General features: G+C 71.5%; 1 protein-coding gene. It reads left to right on the top strand.

Annotation, left to right across the window (positions count from 1 at the left end):
- The first annotated feature begins 14 nt into the window (after positions 1 to 14).
- A complete protein-coding gene (locus OG447_RS27815) occupies positions 15 to 18,617 on the top strand; it encodes a type I polyketide synthase (RefSeq protein ID WP_266940078.1) in 18,603 nt (6,200 codons plus the stop codon).

The following is an 18,617-nucleotide window of genomic DNA, read 5'->3' as shown; positions in this document are numbered from 1 at the left end:
AGGGCGACTCGACCATGGCTGAAATCCAAGCGGACACGTCGGCATCGACCGAGGAGATCGCCATCGTCGGTATTTCCTGCCGACTGCCGCATGCGGAGAACCCCGCTCAGCTGTGGCAGCTGCTGCGCGACGGCCGCAGTGCGATTGGCGCGCCCCCAGCAGGCCGCCCCGAACTGCTCTCTCGGCCGGGGGGCTATCTCGAGGACGTCAGCGGCTTTGATGCAGGCTTCTTCGGCATCAGTCCGCATGAGGCGTCGTCGATGGACCCGCAGCAGCGGCTCATGCTTGAGCTCGCCTGGGAGGCATTGGAGGACGCCAGGATCCTCCCGTCCGATCTTGCCGACAGCCGGACCGGTGTCTTCGTCGGCGTCATCGCCGACGACTATGCTGCCCTCACGCATCAGCACGGGGTCGAAGGCATCACCCGCCACACCCTGACCGGTCTCAACCGCGGCGTCGTTGCCAACCGGATCTCCTACACCCTGGGTCTGCACGGACCGAGTGCAGCCGTGGACACCGGCCAGTCCTCCTCGCTGGTTGCTGTGCACCTGGCAGTCGAGAGCTTGCGCCGCGGCGAGTCCGCCATGGCCATCGCCGGCGGTGTCAACCTCAATCTGGTGCCGGACAGCACCATCGGCGCGGAGCGGCTCGGCGCACTTTCACCAGACGGTCTCAGCTTCACTTTCGACGCGAGGGCGAACGGATATGTACGCGGTGAGGGCGGCGCGTTCGTGGTGCTCAAGCCGCTGCATGCCGCCGTAGCGGACGGCGACCCGGTCTACTGCGTGCTGCACGGCAGCGCGATGAACAACGACGGGACGACCGAGGGTCTTACCGTACCGAGTCCGGCCGGCCAGCAGGATGTCCTGCGGCAGGCGTACGAGCGTGCCAAGGTGTCCGCGGAGCAGGTGCAGTACGTCGAATTGCACGGCACGGGTACCAAGCTGGGCGACCCGATCGAAGCGTCGGCCCTGGGCGCGGTGCTCGGTGACGGCCGCGTGGACGGAGCTGAGCTTCGGGTCGGATCGGTGAAGACCAACGTCGGCCACCTTGAGGGGGCCGCCGGCATCGTCGGCTTGCTGAAAGCGGCGCTCTGCATCCGTAACCGCGAGCTCGTGCCGAGCCTGAACTTCGAAACCCCCAACCCAGACATTCCGTTCGACGAGTTGAAGCTCGCCGTACAGCGAAGCCTCGAGCCGTGGCCGAGGCCGGACGAGCCGCTCTACGCAGGTGTCAGCTCGTTCGGTGTGGGCGGTACGAACTGCCACGTCGTGCTTTCGGACTGGCGCACTGAGCTGGCGGCGGAGGAGGAGTTGCCTGGCGCTGACTCCGGCTCGGGTGTGGTGCCGTGGGTGCTGTCGGGTAAGTCGGCTGAGGCTGTGGCTGGTCAGGCGGGGCGGCTGGTGTCCCTCCTGGAGGGGCGTCCGGGGCTGGATGTCGCGGCGGTGGGTCGTTCGCTTGCGGTGTCGCGTGCTCGTTTCGATCACCGTGCGGTGGTTGTGGGGGAGACTCGCGACGAGCTTCTGGCGGGTGTTCGGGCGTTGGCTGCGGGTGTGCCTGCGGCTGGTGTGGTGTCGGGTCGTGCGGTGCCGGGTGGTGCGGGTAAGACGGTGTTCGTCTTCCCTGGTCAGGGTTCGCAGTGGCAGGGCATGGCGCTTGAGCTCTTCGATTCCTCCCCGGTGTTCGCAGGGCGGCTGGTGGAGTGTGAGCAGGCTCTGGCGCCGTTCACGGACTGGTCGCTGCTGGATGTGCTGCGCGGTGTGGAGGGTGCGCCTGATTTTGACCGGGTGGATGTGGTGCAGCCCGCGTTGTGGGCGGTGATGGTGTCCCTGGCGGCGTTGTGGCGTTCGGCGGGCATCGAGCCGGATGCGGTGGTCGGTCACTCGCAGGGGGAGATCGCGGCGGCTGTGGTTGCTGGTGCGTTGTCGCTCGAGGATGCGGCGAAGATCGTCGCGTTGCGTAGCCGGGCGATCGTGAAGCTGGCCGGCACGGGTGGGATGGTGTCGGTAGCTCTGCCGGCCGACGAGGTTCGCGAGCTCATCGCCCATTGGGGCGGTGCGATCGATATCGCCGCACACAACGGCCCCGAGAGCACGGTCGTCTCCGGCGACCCGGACGCCCTGGCCGACCTCGTCGCTCAAAGTGAGGTCAAGGGATACCGTGCCCGCACGATTCCGGTCGACTACGCCTCTCACTCCGCTCACGTCGACTTGTTGGAGGATGAGCTTCGGGAGCTGTTGTCCGGCGTCACGCCGCGTACCGGTGACATCAGGTTCTTCTCCACTGTCACCGGGCAGCCGCTGAACGGTGAGGAGCTCGACGGCGGGTACTGGTTCCGCAACCTCCGCCAGACCGTCCAGTTGGAAGAAGCCACCCGTTCTCTGCTGGGCGACGGGCACCGCGTCTTCATCGAGGTCAGTGCCCACCCGGTGCTCACCCCGGCCCTCAGTGACACGGCCGACGAGGCCGGCGTCGGCAGCACTGTTGCTGTCGGATCGCTTCGGCGCGACGACGGCGGACGGGATCGCTTCCTGGCCTCGGTCGCAGAGGCGCACGTCAACGGAGTGGGGGTGGAGTGGGAGCGGTTCCTGCCGGGTTCGGGTTTGGTGGATCTGCCCACGTATGCCTTCCAGCGTCAGCGTTCCTGGCTGGATGGTCCGGCGGTCGGGCCGGTCCGGGTCCGGACCGTTGCGGCAAGGCGGAGCGGTCCGAAGCGGTCCGCGCCGCGAGGCGATGAGCTGGAGCTGGTGCGTGCGCACGTGGCAGCAGTGCTCGGCCACGGATCGGCGCGCGACGTGGACATCGACACGACCTTCAAGGACCTGGGCTTCGACTCACTCTCGGCCGTCGAGCTTCGGAACGCGCTGAACAGGGCCACCGGGCTCTCACTGCCCTCCGGCCTCCTTTTCAACCACCCGACCCCGGCCATCCTCGCCGAACACCTCGGTGGCCAGCTCCTCGGCCTGGACCAGGGGCAGGGCCAGGATGACGATGCGTACGAGGCCATGGCCCTTGACGAGCCGATCGCGATCGTGGGCATGGCATGTCGGCTGCCGGGAGGGGTCGCCTCTCCGGAGGACCTGTGGCGTTTGGTCAGCAGCGAAGTCGATGCGGTCGACGGATTCCCGACCAACCGAGGCTGGGACCTTGATTCGCTCATCGCCCCCGATCCGGACAGCCCTGGCAAGACCTACGCCACCACAGGTGGCTTCTTGCACGATGCGGACCGGTTTGATGCCGAGTTCTTCGGCATCAGTCCCCGCGAGGCAGCGGCGATGGAGCCCCAGCAGCGGCTGCTGCTGGAGACGGCCTGGGAGGCCTTCGAGCAGGCGGGCATCGACCCCGCCGTGCTGCGCGGCACCCGCACCGGTGTGTATGTGGGCGCGACGGCACAGGAGTACGGGCCGCGGCTGCACGAGCCGTCCGGCGGATACGACGGCTACCTGCTGACGGGCAACACCGCCAGTGTGGCCTCGGGCCGGCTGGCCTACACCTTCGGGCTGGAGGGCCCGGCGGTGACGGTCGACACCGCCTGCTCGTCCTCGCTTGTCGCGCTCCACCTCGCCGCCCAGTCGCTGCGCCAGGGCGAGTCCTCCGTGGCCATCGCCGGCGGTGTGTCCGTCATGGCCACGCCCGGCATGTTCGTGGAGTTCTCCAGGCAGCGCGGGCTGTCGCCGGACGGGCGTTGCAAGGCGTTCTCCTCGTCGGCGGACGGTACGGGCTGGGCCGAGGGTGTGGGTCTGCTGGTGCTGGAGCGGCTTTCGGACGCGGAGCGCAACGGGCGCCAGGTGCTCGCGGTGATCCGTGGTTCCGCCGTGAACCAGGATGGTGCGAGCAACGGTCTGACGGCCCCGAACGGGCCTTCGCAGGAGCGGGTCATCCGCGCCGCGCTGGCCAACGCCCGCCTGTCGGCGTCCGAGGTGGACGCGGTGGAGGCGCACGGCACGGGCACCAAGCTCGGCGACCCGATCGAGGCGCAGGCGCTGCTGGCCACCTACGGCCAGGACCGCGAAGAGCCGCTTCGACTCGGCTCACTGAAGTCGAACATCGGTCACACGCAGGCCGCGGCGGGTGTCGCGGGCGTGATCAAGATGGTCATGGCCATGCGCAACGGGGTTCTGCCGGCGACGCTGCACGTGGACGAGCCGACCTCACACGTCGATTGGTCGGCCGGCGTGGTGGAGCTGCTGACGCAGGCCCAGGAGTGGCCGGAGCTCGACCGTCCGCGCCGGGCGGGCATTTCGTCCTTCGGTATCAGCGGTACCAACGCACACCTCATCATCGAGCAGGTCACGGAGGTCGAAGCTCCGGTGGAGGAGCTTTCGGTGCCGTGTCCGGTGCCGTGGGTGGTGTCGGGCAAGTCGGGGGCTGCTCTGTCGGAGCAGGCGGATCGGCTGGTGTCGTTCCTGGAGGAGCGGCCGGAGCTGGATGTCGTGGCTGTGGGCCGTTCGCTGGCCGTCTCGCGTGCTCGTTTCGATCACCGTGCGGTGGTCGTGGGGGAGACCCGAGAGGAAATCCTGGATGCTCTGCGGGCACTGACCCCGGGCGAGGCCGTCTCGGCGGGTTCGGTTGCGTTCCTGTTCTCCGGGCAGGGCAGTCAGCGCGTGGGCATGGGCCGTGAGCTGTATACGGCGGAGCCCGTGTTCGCGGCTGCGTTCGACGAGGTCGTCGGTGCGTTGGATGTCCATTTGGACCGTTCGCTCGCCGCGGTGATCGAGGGTGAGCCGGAGCTGCTGCAGCGGACGGGGTTCACTCAGCCGGCGTTGTTCGCGGTCGAGGTGGCCCTGTTCCGTCTGCTGTCTCATTACGGGGTGACCCCGGATTATCTGGTGGGTCATTCGGTTGGTGAGCTGGCGGCGGCCCATGTGGCGGGTGTGCTGTCTCTTGAGGACGCTGCCCGTTTGGTGTGTGCGCGGGCGCGTCTGATGGAGGGTGTTGCCGAGGGTGGGGCGATGGTTGCCCTGAACGCGGGTGAAGCGCGCGTTGCCGGGTGGCTCGAGGGCCGTTCCGGTGTGGATGTGGCCGGGTTCAACAGCCCTGCCAGCACCGTGATATCGGGTGACGAGACGGCAGTGCTCGAAGTCCTGGAGCTGGCTCGCGGGGAGGGTGTGAAGGCGAGCCGGCTGAAGGTGAGCCATGCTTTCCACTCCGCGCACCTGGACGGAATGCTGGCGGAGCTCACCGAGGTCGCCCGGACCCTGACCTATTCGGCTCCCCGGATCCCGGTCGTTTCGAATGTCACCGGTGAGGTGGTTGAGGAGTTCACTGCCGAGTACTGGGCTGTTCAGGCGCGTTCGGCGGTCCGTTTCGCCGACGGCATCGCCACGCTGGCCGGTCTTGGTGTGACGGCGTTCGTGGAGCTGGGGCCCGACGGGACGCTTGCGGGTCCGACGGGCGAGTGCCTGGCCGACACCGAGGGCATCGTCGTGGTTCCGGTGCTGCGCAAGGACCGTTCCGAGAAGCGTTCCCTCCTCGCCGCCTTGGGCGCTGTGCACGCACATGGTGTGGGTGTGGACTGGGAGGGGTTCCTGCCGGGTTCCGGTGTGGTGGAGCTGCCGACGTATGCGTTCCAGCGTGAGCGTTTCTGGTTGGATGCGCCGCGTTCCGGTGATGCGTCGGGTCTGGGTCTGACGGCTGTGGATCATCCGTTGTTGGCTGCGGTGATCACGGAGCCTGATGGTGATGCGGTGCAGTTCTCGGCTTCGGTGTCGCTGTCTTCGCATCCGTGGCTGGCCGATCACGCGATGGGTGGGACGGTCCTGGTTCCGGGGACGGTGTTCCTGGAGCTCGCGGGCACCGCGGCCGAGCAGCTGGGTTACGCCACCGTCGAGGAACTCACCCTCCAGGCACCCCTGGCCCTCTCGGAGAAGACGGGCGCCCAGCTGCGGCTGACCGTCGACCGGGCCGACGCGCGCGGCGATCGTCAGTTCACCGTGTACTCGCGGACCGGCGAAGAGCAGTGGACCGCCCACGCGGCCGGCCTGCTCACGTTCTCCGTCCCCTCGCCGGGCGTTTCCCTGGACCAGTGGCCCCCGGCCAACGGCACCCCCATCCCGCTGGACGGGGTCTACGACCGCCTCGACGACCTGGGCTACGGCTACGGGCCGGCCTTCCACGGTCTGCGCGCCGCCTGGCGCGCCGGTGACGACCTCTTCGCCGAGGTCGCCCTGCCCGACCAGCTCCACACCGAAGCCGCGCGCTTCGGTGTGCACCCCGCCCTCCTCGACGCGGTTCTGCACCCGCTCGTGCTGGAGGCCCCGGCCTCGGCGCAGGACGACAGCACGATCCGCCTGCCGTTCTCGTTCTCGGGCTTCGTGCTGCACGCGGTCGGTGCCACGGTGCTGCGCGTCCGCTGGACCCGTACCGGCCAGGACACGGCCCGTCTCGCTCTCGCCGACGGCGCCGGCGCTCCGGTGGCATCGATCGAGTCGGTCGCCCTGCGGCCGATCGCCCGCGATCAGCTCGCCGTTGCCGGCCCGGCCATGGAGTCCCTGTACCGGGTGGCCTGGGAGGCCGTCCCGGCGGTCGAGCCGGTCGCCGACCAGCGGTGGGTCCGGCTGGGCGAGGCGCCCTACGCCGACCTCGCCGCGCTCAGCGCTGCGGTCGACGCGGGATCTGCCGTACCGGAGTTCGTGGTGATCGGCGAGCAGGAGCTCGTCGTCGGCACCACCGGTGATGTACTGGACCAGACCCATGCCACGGCGGCGCGCGGGCTGGAGGCGGTGCGGGAATGGCTGGCCGCCCCGCAGTTCGCGGCGAGCCGCCTCGTCCTCGTCGTGCCGGACGGCGCGCTGCACACGGCCCCGCTCGTGGGCCTGATCCGTACTGCGCAGACCGAGCAGCCCGACCGACTGGTCCTCGCCCACGTGGACGAGGGCGGTCTGGAGCTGCTGCCTGCCGTGTTGGCTTCCGGTGAGCCTGAGGTGGCGGTGCGGGGCGGCGGGTTGTTCGTGCCGCGTCTGGCGCGTGCCGGGGGTGTCGCGGCGGGTGTGGTGGAGGGTCTGGACCCGGAGGGTACGGCCCTGGTGACCGGTGCTCTGGGTACGTTGGGCCGTCTGGTGGCGCGTCGGTTGGTGACGCATCACGGTGCGCGGCACCTGCTGTTGGTGTCGCGTCGCGGTGGTGAGACTCCGGGTGCTGCCGAGTTCGTGGCGGAGCTGGAGGAGCTGGGTGCGCGGGCTCGGGTGGCGGCGTGTGACGTGTCGGACTTCGACGCGCTGGCGGGTCTGCTGGATGAGGTCGCGGTCGAGCGTCCGCTGACTGCCGTGGTGCATACGGCGGGTGTCCTGGACGATGCGACGGTCGCGTCGCTGTCGGCCGGTCATCTGGAGCGGGTGATGCGTCCGAAGGTGGACGCGGCCTGGAACCTCCACCGCCTCACCGAGTCCCCCGGCCTCGCCTCGTTCGTCATGTTCTCGTCCATCGCGGGTCTCATGGGCAACGCCGGCCAGGCCAACTACGCGGCCGCGAACACCTTCCTCGACGCCCTCGCGCAGCACCGCCGCGCCCAGAACCTGCCCGCCACCTCCCTCGCGTGGAGCCTGTGGGACAGCACCGACGGCATGGCCGCAACCCTCGCCGACGCCGACGTCGCGCGGTGGAAGCGGAGCGGAATCGTCCCTCTGACCCCGGAACTGGGTCTCGATCTGTTCGACGCGGCGCTCGCCTCGGCGGAGCCGCTGCTGGTCCCCGCCGAACTCGACCTGGACGCCCTGCGCGCCCGGGCCGAGGAGAACGCCCTCCCCGAGCTGTTCACCGGCCTGGTCCGCGTCCGCCGCCGGCAGGCGGCCGGCGCCGCCCGCGGCGCCGACTCGTCGTGGGTCCAGCGGCTGACCGCGCTGGCCGCGCAGGAGCGGGCGCAGGCCGTGCTCCAGACCGTACGGGAGACCGTGGGGCTGGTTCTCGGGCACGGCGCCAACGCAGACATCGACCCGGCCAAGGCCTTCAACGACACCGGCTTCGACTCCCTCACGGGTGTCGAATTGCGCAACCGGCTCAACTCGGTGACCGGTCTGCGACTGCCCACCACCCTCGTGTTCGACCACCCGTCGCCCCAGGCGGTGGCGGACTTCCTGCTGGAGCGGCTCGACGCGACCGCAATGGCCGTCGTCCCGCCGGTGGTCGCCCACGCCCCGGGACTGGACGAGCCGATCGCCGTGGTCGGTATGGGGTGCCGCTACCCGGGCGGGGTCTCCTCGCCGGAGGACCTGTGGCGGCTCGTGGCGGAGGGCCGGGACGCGATCGACGAGTTCCCGTCCGACCGCGGCTGGGACGTGGAAGGCCTCTTCGACCCGGACCCCGAGAAGGTCGGCAAGTCGTACACGCGCAAGGGCGGATTCCTCTACGAGGCCGCGGAGTTCGATGCCGAGTTCTTCGGTCTGAGTCCGCGTGAGGCGATCGCGACCGACCCGCAGCAGCGTGTGCTGCTGGAGGTCGCGTGGGAGGCGCTGGAGCGTGCGGGAATCGACCCCGCCTCGCTGCGCGGTTCCTCGACCGGTGTCTACGCGGGCGTGATGTACAACGACTACGGGTCGCGGCTGGGGAGTGCTCCGGAGGGCTTCGAGGGGCATTTGCTGACGGGCACGATCGCGAGTGTCCTGTCGGGTCGGGTGGCTTACACGTTCGGCCTTGAGGGGCCGGCGGTGACGCTGGACACGGCGTGTTCCTCGTCGCTGGTATCGGTGCACCTGGCCGCTCAGGCGCTGCGCCAGGGCGAGTGCTCGATGGCACTCGCCGGCGGTGTCACCGTGATGTCCACGCCGACGACCTTTGTCGAGTTCTCGCGTCAGCGTGGTCTGTCGCCGGACGGGACCTGCAAGTCGTTCGCGGCTTCGGCGGACGGTACGGGTTGGGCCGAGGGCGCGGGCATGCTGGTGCTGGAGCGTCTGTCGGACGCTCAGCGGCTCGGGCACAACATCCTTGGTGTGATCCGTGGTTCCGCGGTCAACCAGGACGGTGCGAGCAACGGCCTCACCGCCCCCAACGGGCCGTCGCAGGAACGCGTCATGCGCCAGGCCCTCGCCAACGCCCGCCTCGCTCCGCACGAGGTGGACGCTGTCGAGGCGCACGGCACCGGTACCCGGCTCGGTGACCCGATCGAGGCCAACGCGCTGCTGGCCACCTACGGCCAGGACCGCGAAGAGCCGCTGCGTCTGGGATCGATCAAGTCGAACATCGGTCACACGCAGGCTGCCGCGGGTGTCGCGGGCATCATCAAGATGCTGATGGCGATGCGTAACGGGGAGCTTCCGGCGACGCTGCACGTGGACGAGCCGACGCCGCACGTCGACTGGTCGACGGGTGCGGTGGAGCTGGTCACCGAGCGTCGGGCGTGGCCGGAGGTGGCGCGTCCGCGTCGCGCGGCCGTGTCCTCGTTCGGTATCAGTGGTACGAACGCGCATGTGGTCCTGGAGCAGGGCCCGGAGCCAGTCGTGGCCGGTGAGCCGGTGGTGGCGGGGCTTCCGCTGGTGGTCTCGGCGAAGAGCGAGGCGGCCCTGGCGGCGCGTGCCGGCCAGGTGCGCGAGCTGCTGGCCTCGGAGAACGTCGACCCGGCGCGGGTGGCTTCGGCTCTCGCGACCCGGGTCCCGCACCTCCCCTTCCGGGCTACGGTTTCGGGCGCCGGCCGGGATGAGCTGTTGGCGGGCCTTGAGGCGCTGGCCTCGGGTGGGTCCGCGGCGAACCTGGTGCAGGGCGCGGTCACGGGCCCGGGCAAGACGGTGTTCGTGTTCCCGGGTCAGGGTTCGCAGTGGCAGGGCATGGCTCTGGAACTCCTCGACTCCTCCCCGGTGTTCGCCGCCCGGCTGGTGGAGTGTGAGCAGGCTCTGGCTCCGTTCACGGACTGGTCGCTGCTGGACGTCCTGCGCGGTGCGGAGGGTGCGCCCGGTTTCGACCGGGTGGACGTGGTGCAGCCGGCGCTGTGGGCCGTGATGGTGTCCCTGGCCGCGTTGTGGCGTTCGGTGGGTATCGAGCCGGATGCGGTGATCGGTCACTCGCAGGGTGAGATCGCGGCGGCCGCGGTGTCGGGGGCGCTGTCGCTGGACGACGCGGCGAAGGTCGTGGCCTTGCGCAGCCGGGCGATCGGGAAGCTGGCGGGTACGGGCGGGATGGTCTCGGTGGCCCTGCCGGCCGACGAGGTCCGCGAGCTCATCACCCGTTGGGACGGCGCCATCGACATCGCCGCACACAACGGCCCGCGTTCCGTGGTGGTCGCCGGAGAGGTGACCGCTCTTGAGGAGATGGTCGCCTATTGCAAGGAGAACAAGATGCGCGCCAAGCGCATCCCGGTCGACTACGCCTCCCACTCCGCGCACGTCGAAAGCCTGCGGGACGAGCTTCTCGACGCCCTGTCCTCGCTCACCCCGCGCGCCGTCAAGGTGCCCTTCCTCTCCACCGTCACCGGGCAGCCGCTGGACGGCACGGAGCTCGACGGCTCGTACTGGTTCCGCAACCTCCGCCAGACCGTCCAGCTGGAGGAGGCCACCCGGACCCTGCTCGACCAGGGCCACCGCGTCTTCATCGAGGCCAGCGCCCACCCGGTGCTGACCATCGCGCTCCAGGAGACGATCGACGACACGTCGTACGGCAGCGCCGTCACCGTGCCCTCGCTCCACCGTGACCAGGGTGGACTCGACGACTTCCTCGCCTCCGCGGCGCAGGCCCACGTCTCGGGCGCCCCGCTCGACTGGGCTGCCGTGGTCGGCGGACCCGGCGCGGTCGTCGACCTGCCGACCTACCCCTTCCAGCGCCGGCGCCACTGGCTGGAGGGCCCGGCGCCGGCCGGGGACGCGGGCGGGCTCGGCATGGCCGCCGAGCGGCACCCGCTCATCGGCGCCGCGCTCTGGATGGCCGGCGAGGACAAACTGGTCCTGAGCAGTAGGATCGCCCTGAACACGCAGCCCTGGCTGGCGGACCACGCCGTGGCCGGCACGGTGCTGCTCCCCGGTACCGCCTTCGTGGACCTCGCCATCCGGGCGGGTGACCACACCGGCCTCGAACAGCTTGAGGAGCTGACCCTCCAGGCACCGCTGGTGCTGGCCGGCCGTGGCGGAGTACAGCTCCAGGTCGTGGTCGACGCTCCGGACGAGGAGGGCCGGCGCGTGCTGTCCGTCCACTCCCGCCCTGAGCCCGAGTCCGACGATGCCGCGATCCACCCGTGGACCCTGCACGCCACCGGCGTACTGGGTCACGCGGAAGGACGTGCGGGCGTACCGGCCGACACCGCCTGGCCCCCGGCCGGCGCCGAGCCGGTCGACCTGACAGCGGCGTACGACACGCTCGCCGAGCGGGGCTTCCAGTACGGACCCACCTTCCAGGGCCTGCGGGCGCTGTGGCGCGCCGGCCAGGAGATGTTCGCCGAGGTCGCGCTCCCGAAGGACGTCCCCCTGGGCGAGTTCGGGATCCACCCGGCCCTCCTCGACGCCGCCCTGCACCCGCTGGCGCTCGCGGAGGACGGCCGCCTGGCGCTGCCGTTCGCCTGGACCGGCGTTCGGCTGCACGCGGTGAACGCCAGCGTGCTGCGCGTACGGATCACTCCGGAAGGCTCGGGTGCCGCCCTGTCCCTCGCCGACGCGAGCGGTGCGCCGATCGCGTCGGTGAAGACGCTCAGCCTGCGGGCCGTGGACCCCGCGCAGCTGGCCGGCTCGGGCACCCTCCGCCAGCCGCTGCTCCAGGTGGAGTGGACGTCCGCCCCGGAAAGCGCCCCGGCCGCCGGATGGGCCGTCCTCGACGAGTCCGGCAGCGGCTGGCGGGGGCTGCCCGCCCCTCTGGGCAGTTACTCGGAACTCGCCGGCATGGTCGGAACCCCGCCGCTCGTCGTGGTCCCCTTCCCCGGCGAGGACGGCCCCGGCGCCGTGGCACACCGGGCCCTGCGGCTGGCCCAGGAGTGGCTCGCCGAGGAGCGGTTCGCCGACTCGCGCCTGGTCTTCGTGACCCGTGACGCGACCACCGCCCGCACGGAGGCCGGACTCGGCTCGGCTCCGGTCTGGGGGCTGGTGCGTACCGCCATGGCCGAGAATCCCGACCGGTTCGGCCTGCTGGACCTGACGGACTGGGACGTCGCCGAGGCCGAGCTCGGCCGTGCGCTGGCCGTACCGGAAGCACAGGTGAGCCTGCGGGACGGGGCAGTGCTCGTACCGCGGCTGGTCAAGTCGCCCACGACGGGCGACACCGTGCCCGCCCTGAACCCCGAGGGCACCGTGCTCATCACGGGCGCCACCGGCACCCTGGGCCAGCTGTTCGCCCGCCACCTCGTCGCCGAACACGGCGTACGGCACCTGCTGCTGGCGAGCCGCCGCGGCCGGGACGCGGCGGGCATGCTGGAGCTGGAGTCCGAACTCACGGCCCGCGGAGCCGATGTGTCCGTGGTCGCCTGTGACACGGCCGACCGCATGGCGGTCGCCGCGATGCTAGACGCGATCCCCTCGGAGCACCCGCTCACCGCGGTCCTGCACACCGCCGGCGTCCTCGACGACGGCACGCTGCACGCCCTCACGGCCGAGCAGCTCGACACCGTACTGCGCCCCAAGGTCGATGCCGCCCGGCACCTGCACGAGCTGACGGCCGACCTGGAACTGGACGCGTTCGTCCTGTTCTCCTCGCTGGCCGGTACGGTCGGCACTGCGGGCCAGGCCAACTACGCTGCGGCCAACACCTATCTGGACGCCCTCGCGCACCACCGCCGGGCCCTGGGCCTGCCCGGTACGTCGCTGGCCTGGGGCCTGTGGGCCGAGGGCAGCGGGATGACCGGTCACCTGACCGACGCCGACCTCGCCCGCATGTCCCGGGGCGGCATCGCCCCCATCGGCAGCGAGCAAGGGCTGGGGCTGTTCGACGCGGCCCTCGCGACCCGTCGGCCGGTGCTTGTTCCGGCGCTGCTGGACTACACCGGACTGCGGGCACAGAGCGAGGACGGCACCCTGCCCGCGCTCTTCCACGGCCTGGTGCGCCCGGCGCGGCGCGCCGCCGTCGGCGAGCAGGCGGGCGGGAACTCCCTCCAGGAACGCCTGGCGCCCCTGGCCCTCCAGGACCAGGAGCGCGCGCTGCTGGAACTGGTCCGCGGCGTGGTGTCCTCCGTACTGGGGCACACCGACGCCGACCAGGTAGCGCCCGACCGGGCCTTCAACGAGCTGGGCTTCGACTCGCTCAAGGCAGTGGAACTGCGCAACCGGCTGAACGCGGCCGCAGGTCTGAAGCTGCCCGCGACGCTGGTGTTCGACTACCCGAACACGGTCGAGCTGGCCGGCTTCCTGCGGACCGAACTGCTCGGCCCGGCCGCCGCGGTGGCCGTGGCCGAACCGGTCGTCGGCGCCTCCGACGAGCCGATCGCGATCGTCGCGATGGCCTGCCGCTACCCGGGCGAGGTCAGCTCCCCGGAGGAGCTGTGGGCGCTGCTGTCCGACGAGCGGGACGCCATCGGCCCGTTCCCGAACGACCGCGGCTGGGACCTGGACGGCCTGTACGACACGGACCCCGACCACGTGGGCACCTCGTACACCCGGCACGGCGGATTCCTCTACGAGGCTCCGCAGTTCGACCCCGAGCTCTTCGGGGTGAGCGCCCGGGAGGCCATCGCCATCGACCCGCAGCAGCGCCTGCTGCTGGAAATCTGCTGGGAGGCCTTCGAGCGGGCGGGCATGGACCCGACCTCTCTCAAGGGCAGCCAGACCGGTGTGTTCGCCGGTGTCATGGCCAACGACTACGCGGCACGCCTGAAGGACACCCCCGAGGGCCTGGAGGGCTACCTGTCGGTCGGCAGCACGGTCAGTGTCGCCTCCGGCCGCGTCGCCTACACCTTCGGCCTGCAGGGACCGGCGATCACCGTCGACACCGCCTGCTCCTCCTCGCTCGTCTCCATCCACCTCGCCGCGCAGGCGCTGCGGAACGGCGAATGCGGGCTGGCCCTGGCCGGCGGTGTGACCGTACTGGCCGCGCCCACCCTGTTCGTCGAGTTCAGCCGGCAGCGCGGCCTGGCACCGGACGGCCGGTGCAAGTCCTTCTCCGCTCAGGCGGACGGGGCGGCCTGGGCCGAAGGCGCAGGAATCCTCCTGCTGGAGCGGCTCTCCGACGCCCAGCGCAACGGCCGCCGGATCCTCGGCGTGATCCGCGGAACCGCCGTCAACCAGGACGGTGCGAGCAACGGCCTCACCGCCCCCAACGGCCCCTCCCAGGAGCGGGTGATCCGCCAAGCCCTGACCAACGCGGGCCTGACCACCGCGGACGTCGACGCGCTGGAGGCCCACGGCACCGGCACCACGCTGGGCGACCCGATCGAGGCCCAGGCCGTACTCGCCACCTACGGGCAGGAGCGCCCGTCGCCCCTCCTGATGGGCTCCCTGAAGTCCAACATCGGACACTCCCAGGCCGCCGCCGGTGTGGCCGGCGTCATCAAGATGGTCATGGCGATGCAGCACGGGGTGCTCCCCAAGAGCCTCCACATCGACGAGCCCAGCCCGCACGTGGACTGGTCCGCCGGTGAGGTGGAACTGCTCACCGAGGCGGTGCCGTGGCCGGAGTCCGAGCGGCCGCGCCGGGCAGGCGTGTCCTCCTTCGGCATCAGTGGTACCAATGCCCACGTCATCGTGGAGCAGCCGCCGGCCGAGGGGACGGTCCCGCCGGCCGAGCCGATGCCGGTCGTGCCGCTGCTGCTGTCCGCGCACAACGACGCGGCCCTGCTGGCGCAGGCCGACCAGGTGGGCGCGGCCCTCGCCGACACCGGGCAGCAGGATCTGGCATCGACGGGCCGGACCCTGGCCGTCGGACGGGCCGGACTGCCGCACCGCGCCGTGGTGGTGGCCTCCACCGCCACCGAAGCGGTCGACGGACTGGCGGCACTGACCGTGCGGGGTACACCCGTGGAAGGCCGTACGGCCTTCCTCTTCACCGGTCAGGGCAGCCAGCGACTCGGCATGGGCCGGGAGCTGTACACCGCCTACCCCGGCTACGCCGAGGCCCTGGACGCCGTATGCGAAGAGCTCGACCAATGGCTGGAAACGCCGCTGCTCGACGTCCTCTTCGGTGAGGACCCGGCGCCGCTGGACCAGACCGGCTTCACGCAGGCCGCCCTGTTCGCAACCGAGGTCGCGCTCTTCCGGCTCCTCGAAGGCTGGGGCGTACGGCCGGACTTCCTCGCGGGCCACTCCATCGGTGAGCTGGCCGCCGCGCACGTCGCCGGCGTCCTCTCGCTGGCGGACGCGGCGCAGCTCGTCGCGGCCCGCGGCCGGCTGATGCAGGCACTGCCCGGCGGCGGCGCGATGCTCGCCGTGCAGGCCGAGGAGCAGGAGGTGCTGCCGCTGCTCGCCGGACGGGAGGACCTGCTGGGCATCGCCGCCGTCAACGGCCCCACCTCCGTGGTGCTCTCGGGCGACGCGGAAGCCGTCGAGGCCATCGGAGCCGAACTCTCCGCCCAGGGACGCAAGACCAAGCGACTGCGCGTCAGCCACGCCTTCCACTCCCCGCACATGGACGCGATGCTGGACGAATTCCAAACGGTCGCGAAGGGGCTCGCGTTCGCCGCGCCCACCATCCCGATCGTCTCCACCCTGACCGGGCAGCCGGTCGGCGCCGAGGAACTGACCACGCCCGAGTACTGGGTCCGGCACGTCCGCCGGCCCGTGCGTTTCCTGGACGCGGCACGCGCCCTGGAGGCCGAAGGCGTACGGACCTTCCTGGAGCTCGGCCCGGACGGCGTGCTCAGCGCGATGGGGCAGGACTTCCTCGACGCGGGATCGCTCCTGGTCCCGGTGCTGCGCGGCGGGCGCCACGAGCCGCACACCGCCGTCACCGCCCTGGCCCACGTCCACGTACGGGGCGTGCCGGTGGACTGGCCCGCGCTGTTCGGCGAGAACGCCGGACCTGCCGCGGACCTGCCGACCTACCCCTTCCAGCGCCGGCGCTACTGGCTCACGGAGGGGCCCGGCGGCGGCGACGTCACCTCGGCCGGACTCGACTCCGCACGGCACCCGCTGCTCGGGGCCGCGGTTCCGCTCGCCGACTCCGACGGTGTCCTGTTCACCGGCCGGATCTCGGCCCGCAGCCACCCCTGGTTCGCCGACCATGCCGTCGCCGGCACCCTGCTGGTCCCGGGCACGGCCCTGGTGGAGCTCGTGCTCCACGCGGGCGCCGCGCTCGGCTGCGAGCGGCTGGAGGAACTCGCCCTCCAGGCACCCCTGGTCCTTCCCGACCAGGGTGCGCTCCAGCTCCAGATCACCGTCGGCGGCCCCGACGGAGACGGCCGCAGGCCCGTCGCCGTCCACTCGCGCGGGGACCAGGAAGGCGACGTCTGGGACCGGCACGCCACCGGAACCGTGGTGAACGCCGTTCCCGGCGGCCCCGAACCCGACCTCGCGTCCTGGCCTCCGGCGGGCGCCGAAGCCCAGCCGGTCGAGGATCTGTACGACCGCCTCGCCGACCAGGGCTACGGCTACGGCCCCGCCTTCCAGGGCCTCCAGGCGGCATGGCGCTCGGGCGAGGACCTCTACGCCGAGGTACGGCTGTCCGTCGACCCTGATGGATTCGCCCTGCACCCGGCACTGTTCGACGCCGCGCTGCACGCGCTGCTCCTGGAGGAGTCGGCCGAACTACGGCTGCCCTTCTCCTTCGGCGGCGTCCAGCTGACCGGGTCCCCGACCGGCACCCTGCGGGTCAAGCTGTCGGCCGGCCCGGACGCAACGGTCGCGGTCAGCATCGCCGACGAGACGGGCGCGCCGGTCGCCACCGTCGCATCGCTCGTCCTGCGGGCCCTGCCGGCGGGGACCGTGCCGACCCGCCCCTCCGACCAGCACGTGTACGCGGTGGAGCGGGCCGGTGCGGAACTCCCCACCGGTGGCGACACGACCGTCGTCGTCCTCGGCGAGGCCGACCTCGGACTCGTCGCCGAGCACCACGCCGACCTCGCCGACCTGGCCGCCTCGACGGCGGACGGCGCGGCCGCACCCCACGTGGTCGTCCTTCCGGTACGCCCGGCCACTGCGCAGGAGACCGGCCGGGTCACGGAGGAGGTGCTGGCGGTACTGCGGCAGTGGCTCGCCGGTGACGCGCCGGCCGGAGCGCGGCTCGCCGTGGTCAGCACCGGGGAACTGGCGCACAGCGCACTCTCCGGGCTGATGCGGACCGCCGCGTCGGAACACCCGGGACGTTTCCAGCACGTGATCACGGACGGCCTGCCAGCCGGCCGCGAGCTGCTGGCCGCAGCCCTGGCCGACCCCCGACCGCAGCTCGAACTGCGCGAGGGACAGGCTTACGTGACCCGGCTCGCCAAGGTCCCGTACCCGGTCCGGACCCCGGACGTCGACGACGCGTTCGACCCGGAGCGTACGGTGCTGATCACCGGTGGCACGGGCGCACTCGGAGCCCAGGTCGCCCGGCACCTGGTGACCGGCCGCGGCGCCCGCCGCCTGCTGCTCACCAGTCGGCGAGGCGGGGCGCAGGACCTGGTCGCCGAACTGACGGCGCTCGGCGCGGACGTACGGGTCGCGGCATGCGACGCGGCAGACCGCGACGCGCTGGCCGGGCTGCTCGCCTCGATCCCGGACGAGCACCCGCTCACCGCGGTCGTGCACGCGGCCGGAGTCGTCGAGGACGCCACGCTGGAGGCCATGAGCCCGGAGAGCCTCTCCCGGGTCCTGCGGCCGAAGGTGGAAGCCGCCTGGAACCTGCACGAGCTGACCGCCGGACTGGAGCTGACGGACTTCGTCCTCTTCTCTTCCGTCGCCGGCCTGGTGGGCAACGCCGGACAGGCCAACTACGCCGCCGGCAACACCTTCCTGGACGCGCTCGCCGAACACCGGCGCGCCGAGGGCCTGCCCGCCGTGTCCCTCGCCTGGGGTATGTGGCAGGACGGCATGGCGAGCGACCTCGACCGTGCCGACCGGGCCAGGCTCACACGCAACGGGATCCTGCCGATGCCGACCGACCGGGCACTTGCGGCCCTCGACACGGCCCTGGCCGGAGCCAGGGCGCCACAAGCCGACGGCGAGGCGGGGACCCGGCCGGTGCTCGCGCCGGTGGCACTCGACCTCGCGGTACTGCGGAGCCTCGGGGACGCACTGCCCGAGCTGTACCGGGGCCTGGTGCGCACCGAGCGCCGAGCCGGCCGGCGTACCTCCGCTCCGGCGGAGATCCCGCTGGCGCAGCGGCTCACTGGCCTGGACGTGGAAGAGCAGCAGCAGCTGCTGCTCGACTTCGTCAGGGAACAGGTCGGCATCGTCCTGGCCCACCCGGCCCCGCGGACGATCGACGTCCAGCGCGGACTGCTGGACCTGGGCTTCGACTCCCTCACCGCCGTCGAACTGCGCAACAGGCTGAACACCACCACCGAACTGCGGTTGCCCAGCACGCTCGTCTTCGACCACCCGACCACCCGAGCCGTCGCCGAATACCTGCGGGGCGAGCTGGTCGGCGAAGTGGCAGACCCGGTCCAGGCAGCCCTGGACGCACTTGAGGCCGCTCTCTCGGCCGCCGGCCCGTCGGGCGGCGACGGACCGGCAGGAACGTACGCCGCGCGACTGCGCGGCCTGCTTCGGACGGTGGACGGCGGCCCCGACGGTGCCGACGGCGCCGACCTCGGCCTGGCAACCGACGACGAACTCTTCGCAGCACTTGACAACGAACTCGGCAGGTAG

Source organism: Streptomyces sp. NBC_01408, from assembly GCF_026340255.1.
Lineage (GTDB): Bacteria > Actinomycetota > Actinomycetes > Streptomycetales > Streptomycetaceae > Streptomyces.
The sequence above is the reverse complement of the archived record's forward strand: the minus strand, read 5'-3'. Positions and strand labels throughout refer to the sequence as shown.